Annotated in this window: 20 protein-coding genes; 11 read left to right on the top strand and 9 right to left on the bottom strand. The window is 55.7% G+C overall.

Features of this window, described 5'->3' with window-relative positions; genetic code table 11:
• Nucleotides 1-45 precede the first annotated feature (45 nt).
• The 5 genes from TM1040_RS18875 to msrA all read left to right on the top strand — a co-directional run bounded on the left by TM1040_RS18875 (nt 46) and on the right by msrA (nt 3,400).
• Nucleotides 46-1,269, top strand: coding sequence for an argininosuccinate synthase (locus TM1040_RS18875; protein ID WP_011540196.1), 1,224 nt, complete (start codon nt 46-48; stop codon nt 1,267-1,269).
• Nucleotides 1,269-1,730 carry a DUF1810 domain-containing protein gene (locus TM1040_RS18870; RefSeq protein ID WP_011540195.1) on the top strand — a complete coding sequence of 154 codons (462 nt, stop codon included), beginning with the start codon at nt 1,269-1,271 and terminating at the stop codon, nt 1,728-1,730. Before TM1040_RS18875 ends, TM1040_RS18870 begins: the two co-directional genes overlap by 1 nt.
• Nucleotides 1,731-1,831: 101 nt before the next feature.
• Nucleotides 1,832-2,218: a DUF1036 domain-containing protein gene (locus TM1040_RS18865; protein ID WP_011540194.1), complete on the top strand. Its 387-nt coding sequence runs from the start codon at nt 1,832-1,834 to the stop codon at nt 2,216-2,218.
• Nucleotides 2,219-2,308: 90 nt separating this feature from the next.
• The gene (locus tag TM1040_RS18860) at nt 2,309-2,590 is read left to right on the top strand and encodes an SCP2 sterol-binding domain-containing protein (protein WP_011540193.1); all 282 of its coding nucleotides are present in this window, start codon (nt 2,309-2,311) and stop codon (nt 2,588-2,590) included.
• 138 nt (nt 2,591-2,728) lie between these two features.
• Nucleotides 2,729-3,400, top strand: coding sequence for a peptide-methionine (S)-S-oxide reductase MsrA (msrA, locus tag TM1040_RS18855; protein ID WP_011540192.1), 672 nt, complete (start codon nt 2,729-2,731; stop codon nt 3,398-3,400).
• Nucleotides 3,401-3,460: 60 nt separating this feature from the next.
• On the opposite strand, the gene TM1040_RS18850 is transcribed toward msrA, so the two are convergent.
• Together TM1040_RS18850 and TM1040_RS18845 are read right to left on the bottom strand one after the other, a co-directional pair.
• The gene (locus TM1040_RS18850) at nt 3,461-4,333 is read right to left on the bottom strand and encodes a ribokinase (protein WP_011540191.1); all 873 of its coding nucleotides are present in this window, start codon (nt 4,331-4,333) and stop codon (nt 3,461-3,463) included.
• A 19-nt stretch (nt 4,334-4,352) separates the two neighbouring features.
• Nucleotides 4,353-6,608, bottom strand: a complete 2,256-nt coding sequence (locus TM1040_RS18845) for an NADP-dependent malic enzyme (protein ID WP_011540190.1) — start codon at nt 6,606-6,608, stop codon at nt 4,353-4,355.
• 325 nt (nt 6,609-6,933) lie between these two features.
• Between TM1040_RS18845 and TM1040_RS18840 the strand changes: the two genes are divergently transcribed.
• On the top strand, nt 6,934-7,782 hold the full coding sequence (locus TM1040_RS18840) for a flagellin (RefSeq protein ID WP_011540189.1): 849 nt from the start codon (nt 6,934-6,936) through the stop codon (nt 7,780-7,782).
• 120 nt (nt 7,783-7,902) lie between these two features.
• Nucleotides 7,903-10,542 carry a DNA mismatch repair protein MutS gene (mutS, locus tag TM1040_RS18835; protein WP_011540188.1) on the top strand — a complete coding sequence of 880 codons (2,640 nt, stop codon included), beginning with the start codon at nt 7,903-7,905 and terminating at the stop codon, nt 10,540-10,542.
• 86 nt (nt 10,543-10,628) lie between these two features.
• Here mutS and TM1040_RS18830 read toward each other — a convergent pair whose 3' ends face one another.
• Nucleotides 10,629-11,192 carry a nucleotide exchange factor GrpE gene (locus TM1040_RS18830; protein WP_011540187.1) on the bottom strand — a complete coding sequence of 188 codons (564 nt, stop codon included), beginning with the start codon at nt 11,190-11,192 and terminating at the stop codon, nt 10,629-10,631.
• A gap of 9 nt (nt 11,193-11,201) precedes the next feature.
• Nucleotides 11,202-12,266 carry a heat-inducible transcriptional repressor HrcA gene (gene hrcA, locus TM1040_RS18825; RefSeq protein WP_011540186.1) on the bottom strand — a complete coding sequence of 355 codons (1,065 nt, stop codon included), beginning with the start codon at nt 12,264-12,266 and terminating at the stop codon, nt 11,202-11,204.
• A 138-nt stretch (nt 12,267-12,404) separates the two neighbouring features.
• Between hrcA and rph the strand changes: the two genes are divergently transcribed.
• The 4 genes from rph to TM1040_RS18805 are packed head-to-tail and all read left to right on the top strand — an operon-like array spanning nt 12,405 to nt 15,233.
• A complete protein-coding gene (rph, locus tag TM1040_RS18820; RefSeq protein ID WP_011540185.1) occupies nt 12,405-13,118 on the top strand; it encodes a ribonuclease PH in 714 nt (237 codons plus the stop codon).
• A complete protein-coding gene (rdgB, locus tag TM1040_RS18815) occupies nt 13,115-13,729 on the top strand; it encodes an RdgB/HAM1 family non-canonical purine NTP pyrophosphatase (protein ID WP_011540184.1) in 615 nt (204 codons plus the stop codon). Before rph ends, rdgB begins: the two co-directional genes overlap by 4 nt.
• Nucleotides 13,722-14,876 (top strand): radical SAM family heme chaperone HemW, encoded by a 1,155-nt coding sequence (gene hemW, locus TM1040_RS18810; RefSeq protein WP_011540183.1) that lies wholly within the window; start codon nt 13,722-13,724, stop codon nt 14,874-14,876. The genes rdgB and hemW overlap by 8 nt, the downstream gene beginning before the upstream one ends.
• 3 nt (nt 14,877-14,879) lie before the next feature.
• A complete protein-coding gene (locus TM1040_RS18805) occupies nt 14,880-15,233 on the top strand; it encodes a YbaN family protein (RefSeq protein ID WP_011540182.1) in 354 nt (117 codons plus the stop codon).
• Here TM1040_RS18805 and TM1040_RS18800 read toward each other — a convergent pair.
• From TM1040_RS18800 to mnmE, 5 genes are read right to left on the bottom strand one after another with little or no spacing between them, the layout of a single operon-like run.
• A complete protein-coding gene (locus TM1040_RS18800; RefSeq protein WP_011540181.1) occupies nt 15,223-16,122 on the bottom strand; it encodes a ParB/RepB/Spo0J family partition protein in 900 nt (299 codons plus the stop codon). The genes TM1040_RS18805 and TM1040_RS18800 overlap by 11 nt on opposite strands.
• Before the next feature lie 18 nt (nt 16,123-16,140).
• Complete coding sequence (locus TM1040_RS18795; RefSeq protein ID WP_011540180.1) at nt 16,141-16,953, bottom strand: ParA family protein; 813 nt, start codon at nt 16,951-16,953, stop codon at nt 16,141-16,143.
• The gene (rsmG, locus tag TM1040_RS18790; RefSeq protein ID WP_011540179.1) at nt 16,946-17,563 is read right to left on the bottom strand and encodes a 16S rRNA (guanine(527)-N(7))-methyltransferase RsmG; all 618 of its coding nucleotides are present in this window, start codon (nt 17,561-17,563) and stop codon (nt 16,946-16,948) included. The genes TM1040_RS18795 and rsmG overlap by 8 nt, the downstream gene beginning before the upstream one ends.
• On the bottom strand, nt 17,560-19,434 hold the full coding sequence (gene mnmG, locus TM1040_RS18785; RefSeq protein WP_044027305.1) for a tRNA uridine-5-carboxymethylaminomethyl(34) synthesis enzyme MnmG: 1,875 nt from the start codon (nt 19,432-19,434) through the stop codon (nt 17,560-17,562). Before mnmG ends, rsmG begins: the two co-directional genes overlap by 4 nt.
• Nucleotides 19,435-19,446: 12 nt before the next feature.
• Entirely contained in the window at nt 19,447-20,733 is a 1,287-nt protein-coding gene (gene mnmE, locus TM1040_RS18780) for a tRNA uridine-5-carboxymethylaminomethyl(34) synthesis GTPase MnmE (protein ID WP_011540177.1), read from the bottom strand.
• Between the last annotated feature and the right edge of the window lie 22 nt (nt 20,734-20,755).

The following is a 20,755-nucleotide window of genomic DNA, read 5'->3' as shown; positions in this document are numbered from 1 at the left end:
CAAAAGGCGCTACGGCCCTTGGCGTTCTGACCAAGAGGAAAACCCATGTCCGCGCCCAAGAAAGTTGTGCTGGCCTACTCCGGTGGCCTTGATACTTCGATCATCCTGAAATGGTTGCAGACCGAATACGGCTGCGAGGTTGTCACCTTTACTGCCGATCTCGGCCAGGGCGAGGAACTGGAGCCTGCACGAAAAAAAGCAGAGCTTCTCGGCATTAAACCCGAAAACATCTTTATCGAGGACATCCGCGAGGAGTTCGTCCGCGATTTCGTCTTCCCGATGTTCCGTGCCAATGCGGTCTACGAAGGTCTCTACCTGCTGGGCACCTCGATTGCGCGCCCGCTGATCTCCAAACGTCTTGTCGAGATCGCAGAGGCAACTGGCGCTGATGCCGTGTCCCATGGTGCAACCGGCAAGGGCAACGACCAGGTCCGGTTCGAGCTGTCCGCCTATGCTCTGAACCCCGACATTAAGGTGATTGCACCTTGGCGCGAGTGGGATCTGACCTCGCGCACCAAACTGCTGGAATTTGCCGAGGCAAACCAGATCCCGATTGCAAAGGACAAGCGTGGCGAGGCGCCTTTCTCGGTCGACGCAAACCTGCTGCACACCTCCTCTGAGGGTAAGGTTCTGGAAGATCCGGCAGAAATGGCGCCCGATTACGTCTATCAGCGTACCGTAAACCCGGAAGATGCGCCCAACGAGCCCGAGTTCATCGAAATCACCTTTGAAAAAGGCGATGCGGTTGCGATCAACGGCGAGGCCATGTCGCCTGCGACGATCCTGACCAAGCTCAACGAATATGGCCGCAAGCACGGCATTGGCCGTCTGGATTTCGTCGAGAACCGCTTTGTCGGCATGAAATCCCGCGGCATCTACGAGGCCCCGGGCGGCGACATCCTGCTCGAAGCACACCGTGGCATTGAACAGATCACCCTCGATAGCGGCGCGGGCCATCTCAAGGACTCGATCATGCCGCGTTATGCAGAGCTGATCTATAATGGCTTCTGGTACTCTCCGGAGCGTGAAATGCTGCAGGCCCTGATTGATGAGAGCCAGAAGCACGTCACCGGCACCGTACGCGTAAAGCTTTACAAAGGCTCCGCAAAAACGGTTGGTCGCTGGTCCGAACACTCGCTCTATTCCGAGGCACATGTGACCTTTGAAGAAGACGCGGGCGCCTACGATCAAAAAGACGCGCAGGGCTTCATCCAGCTCAACGCATTGCGTCTGAAGCTTTTGGCAGCGCGCAACCGTCGAGTAAAATAATGAGCATGGATGACGACTTCGAAGAAGAGTTCTTAGAAGAGGATCTGGAAGAAGAGCTCGACATGTTTGTCGAAGCTCAGGATGCTGTCTGGACTGATGTCGTCACCGAACTCAAAGCCGGGAAAAAGACGAGCCACTGGATGTGGTTCGTCTTTCCCCAGTTGGCCAGCCTCGGCCAATCTCATATGTCGCAGCTCTATGGGCTCGAGGATCTGAACGAAGCGCAGGCCTACCTCGCGCATCCTGTCCTGCGGGAGCGACTGATTGCGGCATGCGACCTGATGCTCGCGCGCAATGGCACCACCGCAGCAGAGATCCTCGGCGAGATCGACGCCAAAAAACTACGCTCCTCGATGACGCTCTTTGGTGCCGTAACAGATGCGCCCAAACAATGCGGCGAAATCATCAAAGTGTTCTTTGAAGGGACTCCCTGCCCTCTGACCCTCGGTGAAATTGGCTGATTCTCCTGATACTGGGAAATTTATGTCCAAAAAGACCTGTCGCACTCTGCCTCAAATTTGCTAGGTTTGAAGTGGCATGAAACCTATGTTCGGAGGGCAAAATGAAGCCTTTACTCGTCAGCGCCCTGATGGTGGTCTGTGGCTCAGCTGCCCTGGCTGATTTCGAGATCTGCAACGAAACAGGCAACGAGGCCTTCGCCTCAATCGGCTACAAAGACGGTGAAGAATGGGTCTCCGAAGGTTGGTGGACCTTGCAACCCGGGGAATGTGCAATTCCGATCGTTGGCGATCTGAAGAACCGCTACTACTATATCCGCGCTGAGAGTAAGACCGGAAACTGGACCGGGGATTACTCGTTTTGCTACATCAACGACGTCTTTACGATCCGCGGCGATGAAAATTGCACCGCACGCGGGTACAAGACCGGCGGCTTTTTTGAGGTCGATACCGGCAATTCGCTCGACTGGACGCAAAACCTGACAGACTAGCAAATCCCGGTCCTTCCCCTTGGTCACGCTTGTCACATCCCCGGCCCTGAACCTATGGCTGTGAGAAACACGTGATGGGGAGGGAAACTCATGCTGGAACAGATCGCGACAGACATCCGCAAGGGTCTGGATGGCAAGAGCTTTGATGGCTCCTTGAAGTTCGACTGCGGTTCAGACGGGGTGATTGTTCTCGACAATGGTCGCGTGACGACAGACGAGCTTTCAACCGATTGCACCTTGCGGCTCTCGACCGAAAATCTGAAAAAGCTGCTGCGCGGGCAGCTCAACCCGATGACGGCAGTGATGATGGGCAAGATCAAGATCTCTGGCGATATGGGGGTTGCGATGAAGCTTGGAAAGCTCATCGGCTGAAACATTGGCTCTGATCTCTTGGTATGACGGTAAATTGCCGTCACCGATGCGTGACTTCTGATGTCATCATCTTGGCGGAGTTTTTCCCATCAGGCATCCTGACTTTACCGGCAAAGGCCGGCGCTTCAGGAGGATGCCATGGGACGTCTGGACACACTCAAACATTTCACATTGGCGGCGCTGATCATCGTTGGCGTCCTGACCAAAGGCAGCGCGTTGCGCGCGCAAACTCAGGACACGCTCATTGTTGCAGGCGGATGCTTCTGGTGTGTCGAGAGCGATTTTGAATCCGTGCGGGGCGTGTCAGAGGCGATTTCCGGCTACACTGGTGGTACCACTGAGAACCCGACCTACAAACAGATCGGCAGTGGGCGCACAGGACATTACGAAGCAGTCAAAATCCTCTTCGATCCGACCATCGTCAGCCGCGAGAGCCTTTTGGACCTGTTTTTCCGATCCATTGATCCTACGGATACAGGGGGTCAATTCTGCGATCGCGGCGCCCCGTATAGGACTGCTGTTTTTGTCTCTAACGAAGACGAAAAGGCCATTGCACAAGCCGTAAAAGCAGAGGCAGAGGCGGAGCTTGGGCAGCAGATTGTAACGCCAATTCTTGAAGCCTCGCCTTTCTATGAGGCCGAAGCCTACCATCAGGACTACTACAAGGGAGAGGGTCTGGTTCTGACCCGTTTTGGACCCTTACGCCAGTCAAAGGCCTATGTCCGCTATCGCAAAGCCTGTGGGCGCGACGCGCGAATTGCAGAGCTTTGGGGGCGCGATGCGCCTTTCATTGGAAGCTACGGGTTTTGATAACTCATAAAAAAGGGGCCGCTAGGGCCCCCTTCTTGGTGGTTCTGTAGAACAGGGACGTCAGAATTTGGCGTCCTGAACCTCTTTGAGGTCCGGGATAACATCTGCCGCTCCGTGACGTGTAACCATCAAGGCTCCGGCCCGCGAGGCCTGCGCCATGGCCTGCGCCATCGGTAATCCGCGATCCAGCGCAGCCAGAACATATCCGGTGAATGTGTCCCCCGCCCCGGTGGTATCCACTGCAGTCACCTTCTGCGCAGCCACATCGCTCACAGCGCCGGTGCGACCGTCAAAATGGCGCGCGCCTTCAGCCCCGAGTGTCACGATCACATCGTCGACACCCAGATCCTGAGGTGGTTTTCCTGTGGCGTCCTGAAGCTGTGCCGCCTCGACCTCGTTGAGAAACAAGAGATCCACAAAGGGCAAAACCGCCTGAACCGCTGCCGCATCAAAAGGCGCCGCCGCATATGCGACGCGCAGCCCCAGTTTGCGCCCCATCTCTGCGGCCTCGGCCTGCATGTTGGTCTCATTCTGCATCAGCAGAATATCCCCTGCGTTTGCCGCGCTGAGTGCTTGGCCGATCTGATCGGCACCAAGCCCACGGTTAGCACCGGGATAGAGGATGATCTGATTTTCACCGGCCGGATCCACAGCGATGATGGCATGACCGGTCGCGGTATCGCTTTGCACGATATGGCGCGTATCGACACCGTACTCCATCAACCGATCCACACACCATTTCCCCTCTGGACCAATGGCCCCGATATGGCAGGCATGCGCCCCAGCGCGGGCGGCGGCAACCGACATATTTGCGCCCTTGCCGCCCAGACCCTGATCAAAGGAAGTGGCTGCCAGCGTCTCGCCCGGCTGCGGCATATGCGGCAGCGAATAGACCATGTCGATGTTGATCGACCCAAGGTTCCAGATCGCCATGAGCAGCCTCCCTTCTGGTTCAACCGATGTTGCAGGCCGCAAGAACGGCCATGTTCAGCACGTCATTTGCGGTCGAGGTGGTGGAGCAGATCTGGATCGGTTTGTCGACACCCGAAAGGATCGGACCCACAACCGTGGCACCACCCATCTCCTGCATCAGCTTCACCGAGATCGATGCCGAGTGACGCGCCGGAACCACCAGGATATTGGCCGGACCAGACAGGCGCTGGAACGGATAATGCTCCTGCGCCTTGGCGTTGAGGGCGACATCTACGGTCATTTCGCCTTCGTATTCAAAATCTACACCGCGTTTATCAAGCACGGTTGGCGCAATATGCATCTTCTCCGCCCGCTCCGAGACCGGATAGCCGAAGGTCGAAAAACTGACGAAGGCCACACGCGGATCAAGACCCATGTGGCGCGCCACACCAGCTGCACGCTCTGCAATGGTGGCTAGGTCATTCTCGTCAGGCCATTCATGAACGAGCGTGTCTCCGATCAAGACAATGCGACCCTTGTGAAGCAATGCCGTGACCCCAGCGGCACCATGTTCCGCATCTGCGTCGAACACATGGTTGATCCGGTCGAGCACATGCGCAGACTTGCGAGTCGCGCCCGAAACCAGACCGTCGCCATGTCCATGTGCAAGCATCAGCGCAGAGAACACATGTCTATCACGCCCCACCAGACGGTGAATATCCTTGCGATCAAACCCTTTGCGGTTCAGTCTCTCGTAAAGGAAATCCTTATAGGTTTCAAAGTGATGCGTATTGGCGGCGTTCACGACCTCCAGCTCACGCACGGCATCGCCCAGACCCGCTTCTTCAAGTTTGGCTTTGACGTCGTCCTGACGTCCCACGACCAGAGCCTTGCCAAATCCTGAGCGCTGATAGGTGACGGCTGCACGCAGAACGCGTGGATCATCACCTTCGGCGAAGATCATCCGCGACTGCGCTGCACGCGCGCGTGCATTGAGACCGCGCAAGATCGATTGCGTCGGGTCCATACGTCCGCGCAGACCGTGTTCGTAGGCGTCCATATCGATGATCGGACGACGGGCTACACCAGTATCCATGCCGGCCTTGGCAACCGCTGGCGGAATGCGGTGGATCAGGCGTGGATCAAAGGGCGTCGGGATGATGTAGTCGCGACCAAAGGACAGGGATTTACCATAGGCCAGCGCGACCTCATCCGGCACATCCTCGCGCGCAAGGCGCGCCAAAGCATGCGCGCAGGCGATCTTCATCTCATCATTGATGGCCCGGGCATGAATATCGAGCGCTCCGCGGAAGAGATAAGGAAAGCCGAGAACGTTGTTTACCTGGTTCGGATAGTCCGAACGTCCCGTCGCCACGATCGCATCCACGCGAACCTCATGCGCCTCTTCGGGCGTAATTTCCGGATCGGGGTTTGCCATCGCAAAGATAACCGGGTTGTCGGCCATGGATTTTACCATGTCCTGCGTCACCGCACCTTTGACCGAAACGCCAAGGAATACATCCGCGCCATTCATGGCTTCTTCGAGCGAGCGCAGTTCTGTCTTCACCGCATGCGCTGACTTCCACTGGTTCATCCCCTCGGTACGGCCCTGATAGATCACGCCCTTGGTGTCGCAGACGATGCAGTTTTCGTGCCGCGCGCCCATGGATTTCAAGAGCTCAATACAAGCAATGCCCGCCGCCCCTGCCCCATTGAGGACAATCCGCACATCTTCGATCTTCTTGCCCGATAAATGCAGCGCGTTGATCAGACCGGCGGCGCAGATCACGGCGGTGCCATGCTGGTCGTCATGGAAGACCGGAATGTCCATCTCTTCCTTGAGCTTCTGTTCGATGATGAAACACTCGGGCGCCTTGATGTCCTCAAGGTTGATGCCGCCAAAGGTCGGCCCCATCAGTCTAACCGCCTTGATGAATTCGTCCGGGTCCTCGGTGTCGAGTTCGATGTCGATCGAGTTCACATCTGCAAAGCGTTTGAAGAGGACCGATTTCCCTTCCATCACGGGCTTTGAACCCAGCGCGCCGAGGTTGCCAAGACCCAGAACGGCGGTCCCATTGGAGATCACCGCAACAAGATTGCCCTTGTTTGTGTAGTCATAGGCGGTTTCGGGGTTTTCAGCGATGGCTTCGCAAGGCACCGCAACACCGGGGCTATAGGCCAAGGACAGATCCCGCTGCGTGGTCATCGGAACCGTCGCGGTGACCTCCCATTTACCGGGGCTGGGTTCCAAGTGAAAGGCCAGTGCCTCTTCATCGGTAATCTTGGCTTTGGGCATGTCGGTCTTCGTCCTCTCCTAGTCGAAAACTGTCATATCTCAGCCAGCCAAACCTCTCAATGCACGGCTTTCACAATTCACTATTTTGCATTTCTTTCAAATCCTGACTTAAAATCGTAAGGGTTTGTCAAATTTCAGCCCCAATTCAGACGCGGCTTTGCTACAGTTGTATTGTGTTAATTCACTGCACTTGCTGCCCAAGTGGCGCGGCGTCCTAACGTGCGACCGCATTTGTCAGAACGGCATCCCCCGTCCGGACGGGATCATCCCGCACGGTCCAACGAAGCATGCATACCAGGTATTAAGCTATTAAAGGGGTGCGCAAATGACGAGTATCAACACAAATCCGGGCGCGGAGATCGCGCTTCGGGTCCTATCCGACAGACAGGTGGAGAAAGAGGAGGTCCAGGAAGACGTCTCCACCGGCAAGGAAGTCGACAAAGCCAAAGATTCTGCTGCAATCTGGGCAATCTCAGAGATCATGGGATCCGATCTGGCAGGCTTTGAAGCCACATCCAAAGGATTGAATATCGGAGAAGCCACAGTCGCTGTCGCTTCCGCTGGCGCTGAGCAGATCACATCGCTGTTGACAGATATGAAAGAGTTGACGATCCAAGCCAACTCCGGTGTCAGTGATTACAGCAAGATCGAAGAGCAGCTTGCTCAGAAGACCGAGCAGATCAACACGATCATTTCTTCGTCCGGTTTCAACGGCGTCAACCTGTTGGCGACAGACACTGACGGCAATGGTGGCACAAGCCTCACCGTTGCAGCCTCTCAGGATCGTTCAGGCGATGATGCGCCGACGCTGTCCAGTATCACCGTGGACAGTGTGGATTTTGAAGGCAGCGCCAGCTTTGACATCAACAACCGCACGACGGTGACGGATGCTGCCTCGGCGCGTACCGCACTTGGCGAGATCGAGGGGTTCTTGCGGTATGCCACCGAAGGTGCCGCTTCGCTTGGGGCCGGAGCACAGCAGATGGCCGAGCAGGACGTGTTCCTCGACAAATTGAGCGATGCGGTTAGGCTCGGCATCAGCGAGCTCACAGACACGGACATGGAAGATGCCGCAACCCGCTATGAAGCCCTGAGCGTGCAAGAGCAATTGAGCGGCCTGTCGCTCTCGATTGCCAATGCGTCACCGGGTTCTTTGCGGTCTCTCTACTCCTGAACGTGAAACCATCCCATCAAGCCGAGTTCCGCACAGGCGGGGCTCGGCATTTTGTTTGCCGGGTTTTCCTCACGACTCGAGCCATGTAAACGTCGTGCGACCTGACAAATGGGGGCTCGCATGTCTGTCACGCCGATGATGGCGCAATATCTCGAGATCAAGGCGCAATACCCGGATGCGCTCCTGTTTTATCGCATGGGCGATTTCTACGAGATGTTCTTTGAGGATGCGGTCAACGCGGCCGAGGCGCTTGATATCGCGCTCACAAAACGGGGCAAACACGAAGGCGAGGATATTCCCATGTGCGGCGTTCCCGTGCATGCCGCCGAAGGGTATCTTTTGACCCTGATCCGCAAAGGGTTTCGCGTTGCCGTGGGCGAGCAGCTTGAAAGCCCCGCAGAAGCCAAGAAACGTGGTTCCAAATCCGTTGTGAAACGTGACGTGGTACGCCTGGTGACGCCCGGCACGCTTACCGAGGATTCCCTGCTCGAAGCGCGTCGCCATAACTTCCTGGTGGCCTATTCCGAACTGCGTGACCAGGCCGCCCTGGCTTGGGCCGATATATCAACCGGCGCGTTTCACGTCATGCCCGTCGCCCGCGTGCGTCTCAGTCCAGAGCTTGCTCGTCTTGCCCCATCAGAGCTGATCGTTGCAGATGGCCCCATCTTTGACGCCACATTGCCTTTGGCAGAGGAGTACAAAATCCCGCTCACGCCTCTTGGGAAGGCAAGCTTTGACAGTACCGCTGCAGAAAAACGTCTCTGCCATCTGTTCAATGTGAGCGCGCTCGATGGTTTTGGCACCTTCAACAGGGCCGAAATCTCGGCCATGGGCGCTGTCGTGGACTATCTGGAGATCACGCAGAAAGGCAAACTGCCCCTGTTGCAGCCTCCACTCCAGGAATCCGAGGATCGGACAGTCCAGATCGACGCCTCAACCCGGCGTAACCTCGAACTCACCCGCTCGCTATCTGGCGGACGTGCTGGATCTCTTTTGTCTGTTGTGGATCGCACCGTCACTCCGGGCGGCGCCCGACTGCTCGAACAACGCCTTTCCAGCCCCTCTCGCAATCTCGACGTGATTTCCGCGCGCCTCGAGGCTCTGGATACGATCGTCGAAGACCCCATTCGCTGTGATACGTTGCGTGGCCTTCTCCGCAAAACACCTGATATCGACCGCGCGCTTTCGCGCCTTGCGCTTGATCGGGGCGGACCACGCGACCTCGCTGCCATTCGCAACGCCCTGAGCCAAGGCGAAGACATCGAACGGGCACTACAGGATCCGGATCTGCCGACCCTGCTGCGCGATGCGGCACACTCCCTCGAAGGGTTCCAAGATCTGCTCTCCCTCCTCGATGCCGCCTTGATCGCCGAGCCCCCCCTGCTGGCCCGTGATGGCGGCTTTATCGCAGCAGGCTATGATCGCGAACTCGATGAAGCGCGCACCCTCAGAGATGAGGGCCGCTCTGTCATCGCAGGTCTGCAGAAAAAATATGCAGAGCATACGGGAATCAGCTCACTCAAGATCAAGCACAACAATGTGCTTGGCTATTTCATTGAAACCACATCGACGCACGCCGCAAAGATGCAGTCAGCGCCGATGTCAGACACCTATATTCATCGTCAAACCACCGCAAACCAAGTCCGTTTCACAACCGTGGAACTAAGCGAAATCGAGACCAAGATTCTGAACGCCGGAAATCTGGCGCTTGAGATCGAAAAACGGCTCTATCAAAGGCTTTCTGGCGCTATTCTAGACAGCGCTGCGCGGCTCAATCAGGCCGCGCGCGGGTTTGCCGAGATCGATTTGGTCACCGCATTGGCAGATCTTGCACGCGCGGAAAACTGGACCCGACCGCGCGTTGATACATCTCGTGCGTTTCACGTGGACGGCGGACGTCATCCGGTTGTGGAACAAGCGTTGCGCCATCAAGGCGGTGACAGCTTTGTGGCGAATGACTGTGATCTCAGCCCTCAAGACGGAGCAGCGATCTGGCTTCTCACCGGGCCCAACATGGCCGGTAAATCGACCTTCTTGCGTCAGAACGCCCTGATTGCCGTGCTTGCTCAAATGGGCAGCTATGTCCCCGCAGAAGCAGCTCATATCGGCATGATCAGCCAGTTGTTCAGCCGCGTTGGCGCATCAGACGATCTCGCGCGTGGACGCTCGACCTTTATGGTGGAAATGGTAGAGACCGCTGCCATTCTGAATCAGGCCGATGATCGCGCACTGGTGATCCTTGATGAAATCGGGCGTGGCACGGCAACCTACGATGGCCTATCGATCGCCTGGGCGACGCTCGAACATCTGCATGAGGTCAACCGCTCCCGGGCGCTCTTTGCAACGCACTATCACGAATTGACGCAACTCGCGACAAAACTCACCGGTGTCGAGAATGCAACCGTCTCGGTCAAAGAGTGGGAAGGCGAAGTCATCTTCCTGCATGAGGTCAAAAAGGGCGCAGCGGATCGTTCCTATGGTGTGCAGGTGGCACAGCTTGCCGGTCTACCTGCCTCGGTCGTGGCACGGGCGCGCAGCGTCCTCGATATGCTGGAGAAAAGCAGCCGCGAAGGTGGCGGTGCCGGAAAGGTACAAATCGATGACCTGCCGTTGTTTGCAGCCGCGCCAGCGCCGCAGCCCAAACCCGCCCAAGGCCCCTCGCCGGTAGAAAAGCTCCTCGAAGAGATCTTTCCCGATGACCTCACCCCACGTGAAGCACTCGAAACACTCTATCGGCTCAAGGACGTAAGCAAGGGTTAAGAAGAAAGGCGGTCCGAAACGGCCGCCCTTTCATCTTTTTCTAAATACCTCCGCCGGAGGCATGGGCCCGTCAGGGCCCATTTCTTTTAGGATGCGGGTGTTGACGACACACCAACCTGAGCAGGCCGGAGCAGGCGGTCATGCAACATGAAGCCTTCGGCTGACACCTGAATAATGTCACCGGCCTTTGTGCCTGGAACCGGCGCTTCGAACATGGCCTCATGCACCTGCGGGTCAAATCGGTCTCCGACCTCGGGCGAAACCACTTGGATGCCATGTTTCTGGAACACGTCCAGAAGCGCGCGCATGGTCAACTCGACCCCTTCGATGAGCGCCGCTGAGACAGCCTTTTGCTCTTCTGTAGCCGCCTCAACCGCACGCTTCATGTTGTCGTAGACCGGCAGCATGTCACGGGCCAGCTTGGAGCCGCCGTATTGCTCTGCTTCGCGCCGCGCCTTGTCGCCGCGTTTACGCGCGTTTTCGGCGTCCGCAAGCGCCCGCATAAAGCGATCCTTATAATCGTCACGCTCCGCACGCAGGCTGTCCAGCTCCAGCGCTTCGTCGTCAAATTCCTCGGTCTGAGCCGACAGCTCCTCGGCTTCGGCCGCCTCGATATCGTCCAAAAAGTCTTCGTTCTTGGGCTCTGCCATAATCCACCTCTAGCTCCGGTCGGATACCATTTTCCCGACCAGTTGTGCCGTATAGTCCACGATCGGCACAATCCGTCCGTAGTTCAGGCGCGTGGGGCCGATCACCCCGACCGCACCGATGATCTTTCGATCAGCGTTCATATAAGGAGACACCACCAAAGAGGAACCCGAAAGTGAGAAAAGTTTGTTCTCTGAGCCGATAAAAATGCGCACACCGTCACCTTCTTCGGTCAGTTCGAGAAATTCGGCAATGTCTCGCTTGCGCTCCAGGTCATCAAACAGGCTGCGGATCTTTTCCAATTCATCCGGCGCGCCGTCCTCTGACAAGAGATTCGCCCGCCCGCGCACGATCAAGCGCGCCTGATCGCTGCCCTCGTCTTCCCAGGCAGCGAGCCCGCTTTCGATCATTTCGTGCGCGAGGGAATCGATCTCCTGACGCCTCCGTTCGATTTCCCCCTGAACATCCTTGCGCACGTCGCTCAGGGTCCGCCCTTCGATCAGGGCATTGAGGAAATTCGCAGCCTCGCGCATCGAGCTCGGAGTCTGTCCGGGAGGTGGCGTAAACAAACGGTTCTCCACATGCCCGTCGGAAAACACCAGTACCACCAGCGCGCGGTCCTGAGCCAAAGACACAAATTCGATATGGCGCAGCTCTGCTTCGTGTTTGGGAGTCAACACAAGCGATGCCCCATGCGTGACACCTGAAAGAGCCGCCCCAACCCGGTCGAGCATCCCACCAACATCGCTTGAATTGTCCCCAAGCGTGCGGTCGATCATCTCCCGATCCTGGCGGCTCGGGTCTCCCATTTGCAATAGACCATCGACAAACAGACGCAGCCCCATCTGCGTCGGAATACGTCCCGCGCTGACATGCGGACTGTCCAGAAGACCAAGATATTCCAAGTCCTGCATGACATTTCGAACGGTAGCCGCGCTCACCTTCTCGCTCAGAGAGCGCGTCAACGTGCGGCTACCAACCGGACCACCCGTATCAAGGTAGTTTTCAACCAGGATCCGAAACACCTCTCGAGAGCGGTCGTTCATGTCCTGAAGAATTGAGTTCGCGTCCGTCATCTCTTACCCGATGCTGTCGGCCAATCGCCGTAGTCCCTCTCATTTGTCACTAAAGCGCATCTCTAGATATGGTCAATGACCCTTGCATCGCCAACCCCACGAGCGGTATCGACGGGGCAACAACAAAAGGATATCCACATGCGACCCTCTGGACGTGCCCTGAATGAAATGCGCAGCGTTTCCATTGAAACCGGCTTTACCAAACATGCAGAAGGTTCCTGCCTGATCAAGATGGGTGACACGCACGTTTTGTGTACCGCAACCATCGAAGACCGTGTTCCGCCGTTCATCAAAGGCTCTGGCCTTGGTTGGGTTACAGCAGAATACGGCATGCTGCCCCGCGCCACCAATACCCGGATGCGGCGTGAAGCGGCGTCGGGCAAGCAAGGTGGCCGCACCGTCGAGATCCAGCGTCTCATTGGACGCGCCCTGCGCGCAGGCGTCGACCGCGTGGCCTTGGGTGAACGTCAGATCACCGTCGACTGCGACGTGCTCCAGGCCGATGGCGGTACGCGCTGTGCCTCGATCACCGGTGGTTGGGTTGCGCTGCGTCTGGCTGTCAACAAGCTGATGAAGGCCGGCGATGTTACCATGGATCCTCTTGTCGATCCCGTCTCCGCAATCTCCTGCGGGATCTACGCTGGCCAACCCGTGCTTGATCTTGATTACCCCGAAGATTCCGAAGCGGGCGTTGACGGCAACTTTATCATGACTGGATCCGGCAAACTTATCGAGGTCCAGATGAGCGCCGAGGGGTCTGTTTTCTCTCGCGATCAGATGAACGAACTAATGGATCTCGCGGCTAAAGGAACATCCGAGCTGGCGGAAATGCAAAAGGCCGCCTGCGCATGACCCGGAAATTTAACGGCGACACTCTGCTCGTCGCCACCCACAACGAAGGCAAACTAGGCGAGATCACCGAGATCCTCGCCCCCTTCGGTGTCAAGGTTGTGGGTGCCGGCGAGTTGAACTTGCCCGAACCCGAGGAAACCGAGGACACCTTTGTCGGGAACGCCCGCATCAAGGCACATGCTGCAGCCAAGGCAACGGGCCTCCCGGCGCTGTCGGATGACAGTGGGATCACCATCGACGCTTTGGACGGAGCGCCCGGGGTATACACCGCTGACTGGGCCGAGACCAACAACGGGCGCGATTTCATGAAGGCGATGACCCGCGCCAATGATGAAATTACCGCAAAAGGTCCCGATGCCCCGCGCACGGCGCAGTTCCGTTGCACCTTGGTCCTCGCATGGCCTGATGGTCATGACGAAGTCTTCGAGGGCGTCATGGCCGGAAGCCTCGTCTGGCCGATCCGAGGCGAAGGTGGCTTTGGCTATGATCCGATGTTCATGCCCGAAGGCTACGATGTGACCTGCGCACAACTCGACAAAGACGAGAAAAACCGCATAAGCCACCGCGGTCGGGCCCTCGCAAAATTTGTGCAGGGTTGCTTTGGTGGATGATTGGCGGAATGGGGGCTTTGGTCTCTATGTGCATTGGCCGTTCTGTCAGGCCAAATGCCCCTACTGCGATTTCAACAGCCATGTGGTTTCCCAGATCGACCAATCAGCCTGGGTGACCGCCTATCAGGCCGAGCTGCGCCGCATGGGAGAATTGCTCCCCGATCGCCTCCTGAACTCGATCTTCTTTGGTGGCGGGACGCCATCCCTTATGCATCCAGATACCGTCGCCGCTGTCATCGAAGCTGCACGCGAGAACTGGACCTTTGCAAATGACATTGAAATATCCTTGGAGGCCAATCCAGGATCGGTAGAAGCCGGTCGTTTTGCGGGTTACCGAGATGCGGGCGTCAACCGGATCTCAATGGGGATCCAAGCGCTCAATGATGAGGATCTGCGGCGTCTCGGACGCATCCACTCCGTTGAAGAGGCCCGCAAAGCCTTCGACGTTGCGCGAAACTGTTTTGATCGTGTGAGCTTTGATCTCATTTATGCGCGCCAGGGCCAGACATTGAACGCATGGAAGGCCGAGCTTTCAGAGGCCTTGAGCATGGCGATTGATCATCTCTCGCTCTATCAGCTCACGATCGAAGACGGCACCGCCTTTGGGGATCGCTATGCCCGCGGCAAGCTGCGGGATCTGCCCACCGATGATCACGCCGCAGATATGTATCTCGCGACCCAAGAGATCTGTGAATTGTATGGATTGCCTGGCTATGAGATTTCCAACCACGCCCGTCCGGGCGCAGAAAGCCGCCACAATCTGATCTACTGGCGATATGGCGACTACGTTGGGATCGGTCCGGGCGCTCACGGTCGCATCACGTTGAACGGAACCCGTTTCGCCACAGAGGCACCCCGCGCACCTGGCGCATGGCTCTCTGCAGTGGAACAAGGCAATGGGCTATTGCCCTTTGATGCTTTGAACTCAGAAGATCAGGTGAATGAACACATGATGATGGGGCTGCGTCTGTTCGAAGGTGTAGATCTGGATCGGCATACTGCCCTCGCTCAAAAGCCGCTCTCGCCATCCAAAATTCAAGAGCTTTGTAACCTCGGCATGTTAGATCTGGACGGGTCACGGCTACGGGCTACGTCTCAAGGGCGCGCGGTACTCAACGCGGTCCTGCGAGAGCTGCTAACGGATTGATATATGAGATTTATTTACCTCTGCCTTGGTCTGACGAGCGTTCTTTTGGCAGGGGTTGGAGTCGTGCTGCCGCTGTTGCCAACCGTGCCCTTCTTGTTACTGGCAGCTTTCTTTTTTGCAAGATCGTCAGAACGTCTGCATGACTGGTTGCTCTCACATGCAACATTTGGCCCGATGATCCTAGATTGGAACGAACGTGGCGCCATCGGTCCATCCGCAAAAAAAGCGGCCACCCTTTCGGTCGCCGCTGTTTTTTCTATTTCGATCATCCTGAATGTCCCGACACATGTCCTGCTTATTCAGGGCCTTACGCTTGGAGGGGTCATGATCTTCATTTGGTCACGCCCTAACGGCTGAGCAGATTACACAGATCATCCAACTGATCCAAAGTCTCGTAGGAAATCGTCACAACCCCAGATTCGCCACCGGGTTTGTGGTCAATCGATACCTTCATACGGATCATCGCTGACAAGTCATTCTCCAGCGCTCGCGTATCCGCGTCCTTGTCTGCCTGCGGTTTTGCTTTGCGTGAATTAGACGAAGATGTAGTCCCTGCCGCATCTTTCTTTACAAGCGACTCCGTGGCCCGCACAGACAGACCGCCCTTTACGATTTTCTTTGCGAGCTCCGAGGCATTGTCAGAAGTAATCAACGCTCTGGCGTGGCCGGCAGACAACTTGCGATCCAGAACAAGTGACTGAACATCCTCAGGCAAATGCAGTAGGCGAACCAAGTTCGCAATGTGGCTGCGGCTCTTCCCGAGCGCCTCCGCCATCTTTTCCTGCGTATGGCCGAACTTGTCCATCAGTTGCTTATAGCTCTGGGCCTCTTCAAGTGCATTTAGGTCAGACCGCTGAATGTTCTCGATAATGGCAACTTCGAGCATCTCAACATCCGAGTAATCTCGGATGAGCACAGGCACCTCATGGAGTTGAGCAGCTTGCGCCGCTCTCCAGCGGCGCTCACCAGCTACGATTTCATAGATGCCACCATCACGCGGGCGAACAATGAGCGGCTGGAGAACACCCTTCTCCTTGATGGATGCGGTAAGATCATCCAGGTCCTCTTGGAGGAATTGGCGACGCGGCTGATCCGGATTCGCCTGCACTTTTTCGATAGGAACGAGGATTTCAGCATTTCGGGGCTGTCGTCCTCCTTCAGTGCTCACCGGATCCGCATTTACGTCTGCCATCAACGCCGACAAGCCACGACCCAAGCCACGCGGTTTAGTCTTTTTATCTGCCATTGTTCGCCCCTCTTTTTCTTATTGTGCCGCGATGTCTTGGTGGTTGGCAATAATCTCACCAGCTAATTGACGATAAGCTTTTGCTCCAAGAGAGCTTGGATCGTAATTCAGTACCGGCATCGCGTAGGATGGTGACTCGCTTACCCGCACATTTCTTGGGATCTTTGTCCGAAACACGAGATCCCCGAGATTATCCCGTGCATCCTGTTCAACCTGCTGGGACAGGTTATTTCGACGATCATACATCGTCAAAACGACACCTTCGATGCGCAACTGAGGATTAGCAGCTTGTCGGACCTCACGGATCGTGAGCATGAGTTGGGACAAACCTTCGAGAGCAAAGAACTCACTCTGTAGCGGAATCAGCACTGAATGTGCGGCAACCATTGCGTTCACAGTCAGGAGATTGAGCGACGGCGGGCAATCAATCAGGATATAGTCCCAATCATATTCCGTCATAGCTGGTTGACGCAGGGCGTCGTGGAGAAGAAAGCTCCGTTTTTCGTTAGAAAATAACTCGATGTCAGCAGAGCTTAGATCTACGTTTGCCGGGACAATGCAAAGATCCTCTAGATCTGTCTCGCGGATCACCTGTGAGAGTTCTGCTTCCTCAACCAGCAGATCATAAGTCGTGTGCTCTCTGTCATCAACTTCGACGCCCAGTCCTGTCGACGCGTTCCCTTGGGGATCGAGATCAACCAGCAAAACACGCATCCCCTCCTCTACCAAAGCGGCGGCGAGGTTAATCGCAGTAGTCGTTTTTCCCACGCCCCCCTTTTGGTTAGCGATCGCAATGATCCGGGGGACTCCAAAACGGGAAAAGTCAGACACGCTCTACTCCCTTTATCTTGAGGATGACAGCACCAGGCTCAGTTACACTTGTAATCTCATCGCACTCAAACCGCCATCTCTTGCGCGCGTTATCCACCTCTTTTTTCCAGTTCGCGCCCTTCGGAAACATCGCTGTACCATTTTCGGCGAGATGACGTTCAGCAAACCCCAAGAGATTATCAAGATCGGCCAACGCGCGTGCAGATAAGACGTCACAATTTTCTTCTGGGGCACTCTCGATACGTTTCGACTTAACCGTTACTGACACACCGCACTCTCGTGCTGCATTACGCAGGAAAGCACATTTTCTCAGATCACTCTCCATTAGCGTAATCCGAGTATCCGGTGACTTTTCCGCTGCCAAAATCGCGACAATAATGCCAGGAAGTCCACCACCGCTCCCGATATCTAGCCAAGCCCCGCCCTCTGGAGCGGCATCAAAGACTTGAATGCTATCCAGAATGTGACGGGTCCAAAGATCGTCGATGCTCTTTCTAGAAACCAGGTTGATCTTCGGGTTCCACTTTTTAAGGACCTCTGAGAAGACCATCAGTCGTTCTAATGTTTCACGTGAAACATCAAGTTCCAAGTTTCCTCGACCATCGCTCATGATGCTTTGCTTTCGCCCCTGGAAAGCTTCTTCAAACTTCCAAGCATCAGCGCCAGTGCGGCTGGGGTCATACCATCAATTCGAGCGGCTTGCGCTAAGCTCTCAGGTCTCGAACGTTCAAGCTTTTGCCGTAACTCCATGGACAGCCCATCGATCTCATAGCTGAAATCACGGGGAATTCTGTATTGTTCATCCCGCTTCAATGACGCGACTTCCTTCTCCTGTCGCGCGATATAGTTCGCATACAGAGAATCCCGCGTCACCTGTTCGCGGATACTAGTCTCAGTATCAGCTAGTTCTGGAAAAAGAGGCAGAATGTCATCAAATTCGACTTTTGGAAAAGCGAGAACATCTAGCCCGTTCCGCTTGTTCCCATCCTGATTCACCTGGATACCAGCCTCGAGAAGTTGTTTGGGTGTAAGAAGTACAGAGGTAAGCGCGCTCTTAGTTCGTGTTATCGCATCCATTTTGCGATCAAATTCACTTCTCCTTACCTCAGAAATACAACCAAGGTCATACCCGATAGGCGTCAATCTTTGGTCTGCATTGTCGGCTCTCAGGGACAATCTAAACTCCGCACGAGACGTAAACATACGATAGGGTTCCGTCACCCCATTTGTGATGAGATCGTCAATCATCACTCCGATGTAGCTGTTCGAACGTCCAAACACTATTTCCTGTTGTTTCAATCTATGGGACGCGGCGTTGAGTCCAGCCACCAAACCCTGAGCTGCGGCTTCTTCATACCCAGTGGTGCCATTGATCTGACCCGCCAAATAGAGCCCTTCGACATCGCGAAGTTCTAGCGTTGATCTAAGCGCGCGCGGATCAACGTAGTCGTATTCAATCGCATAGCCAGGTTGCAATACTTCAGCATTTTCCAGGCCGACTATTGATCGGACGTAGTCCACTTGTACATCTTCAGGTAAACTCGTTGATATGCCGTTTGGGTAAACCGTATGATCGTTCACGCCTTCGGGTTCCAGAAAGATCTGATGCGAAGTCTTATCCGCAAAACGAACGATTTTGTCTTCGATAGACGGGCAGTAGCGAGGCCCGACGCCTTCTATATGCCCACCATACATAGCTGACAGCTCGAGATTATCTCTGATAATTTCGTGAGTTTTCTCGTTCGTATGGGTAATACCGCAGGCGATTTGGGGTGCCGATGTATTTGTGCTCAGAAATGAGAAGAGAGTAGGATCTTCATCACCTGGTTGACTATCAAGTATATCCCAGTTGATCGTCCTCCCGTCCAGCCGCGGAGGTGTGCCGGTCTTGAGCCGACCTAAAGGCAGTTCAAAGGATTTCAAGCGCTCGGCAAGTTTGATCGAGGGCCTGTCTCCCATGCGACCACCTGACGATGACTTATTCCCAATATGGATAACTCCATTCAAGAAGGTACCTGACGTAAGAACTACGCATTCTGCACGAATTTCACTTTGATCGTCGAGTATGATGCCGCGGACCCTAGTCGGAGATTCCATCAGGAAATCAACGACCTCACCTTCGATAATGTCCAGATTTGATTGTGCCTCTGTCGCACGCAACATTTCCTTGCGATAGATCGAGCGATCGGCCTGGGCGCGCGGCCCTTGGACCGCTGGCCCCTTGCGTCGGTTGAGAAGCCTGAATTGAATACCAGCGAGGTCGGCTACGCGCCCCATGACGCCGTCGAGGGCGTCAATTTCTCGAACCAGGTGACCTTTTCCAAGACCGCCAATCGCCGGGTTGCAAGACATGACGCCGATACCATCACGTCGCAAAGTCACCAGTGCGGTGCGCACGCCCATCCTCGCGGACGCGTGAGCCGCTTCGGTTCCAGCATGTCCACCACCAACTACAACCACGTCATAATGTGAATGTTTCACGTGAAACACTCCTTACTTTCCCAAACAGAAACTCGAGAAAATCTCATCCAGAAGATTCTCTACATTTATCCGACCCACTAGCAACTCTAGCGCTCGGATCGCCGATCTCATGTCCTCAGCTGCCAGGTCATAAAACTCGGGCCCCTGTTCAACGACTTCAATCGCTTGGCGCAAACTCAGCACAGCACGGTTCATCGTCTCCCGATGCCGTGCTCTTGTCGCAATACCATCATGGGCAGTCCGATTTCTAAGGGTATCCGATATACGCGATACCAAGTCATCTACGCCCTGCCCTGTTCTGCCAGAAATCGCGCCCTTCGCAGACCGTCGCTCATCCGCCTTCGGAAGCAGTCGGAGATCCCCTTCTCGCATCTGAATTGAGAAACTCTCATCCTCTTCGGCCAGGAATACGCGGATGTCAGCCCTTTCTGCGCGCTCCTGCGCGAGACGGATACCAATCCCCTCAACATGATCGTCAGTCTCTCTCAGTCCGGCCGTATCCAATAAGGTAACTGGTAGGCCAGCGAGGTCCATTCGAACCTCGATCACATCGCGCGTTGTTCCCGCATACTCAGATGTGATCGCTGCGGTGCGCCCAGCAAGCGCATTGAGGAGCGTCGACTTTCCGACATTGGGCGAGCCGACAATAGCCACTTCAAAACCCTCGCGAATGCGCTCGGCAATAGCAACGCCATCGACCTCTTTTTCAATGTCGTGCAATACGCCAGAAAGAAGCTGCTTTACCTCTGGCGTGACATCCACAGGTACTTCTTCGTCCGCGAAATCGATTGTAACCTCAATCAGGGACGCCGCACGAATAAGATCTGTTCGCCAACGGTCTGCCAGATCCCCCAGTGTGCCTGCAAGGATGACCTGCGCCTGTTTTCTTTGAGCTTCCGTCTCCGCATCAATAAGATCAGCAAGGCCCTCAACCTGAGTTAGATCGAGCTTTCCGTTGTCCAACGCCCGGCGGGTAAACTCTCCGGGGTCCGCAAGACGCGCAACACCGGTTTCCTCAATCGCAGACATCACTGCAGATACGACAGCTATGCTGCCATGTAATTGAAACTCTACGATATTTTCGCCGGTGAAGCTGTCAGGTGACGTAAACGACAAGACCAGAGCCTCATCAAGGATCTCACCTGCGCTATCTTTCAATTTTGAAAATATCATACCTCGCGCAGGTAGCGTCCTGCGCGTTAGTTTTTCGCCGATCTCGATCGCATGCGGACCGGATACACGTATAACGGCGACACCGGCCTTTCCTTGGGCGGTGGCCAACGCAAAGATCGTCTCCATGGGATGGCCTCTTTCTCCGCCC

This window comes from Ruegeria sp. TM1040 (genome assembly GCF_000014065.1).
Taxonomy (GTDB): Bacteria; Pseudomonadota; Alphaproteobacteria; order Rhodobacterales; family Rhodobacteraceae; genus Epibacterium.
The sequence above is the reverse complement of the archived record's forward strand: the minus strand, read 5'-3'. Positions and strand labels throughout refer to the sequence as shown.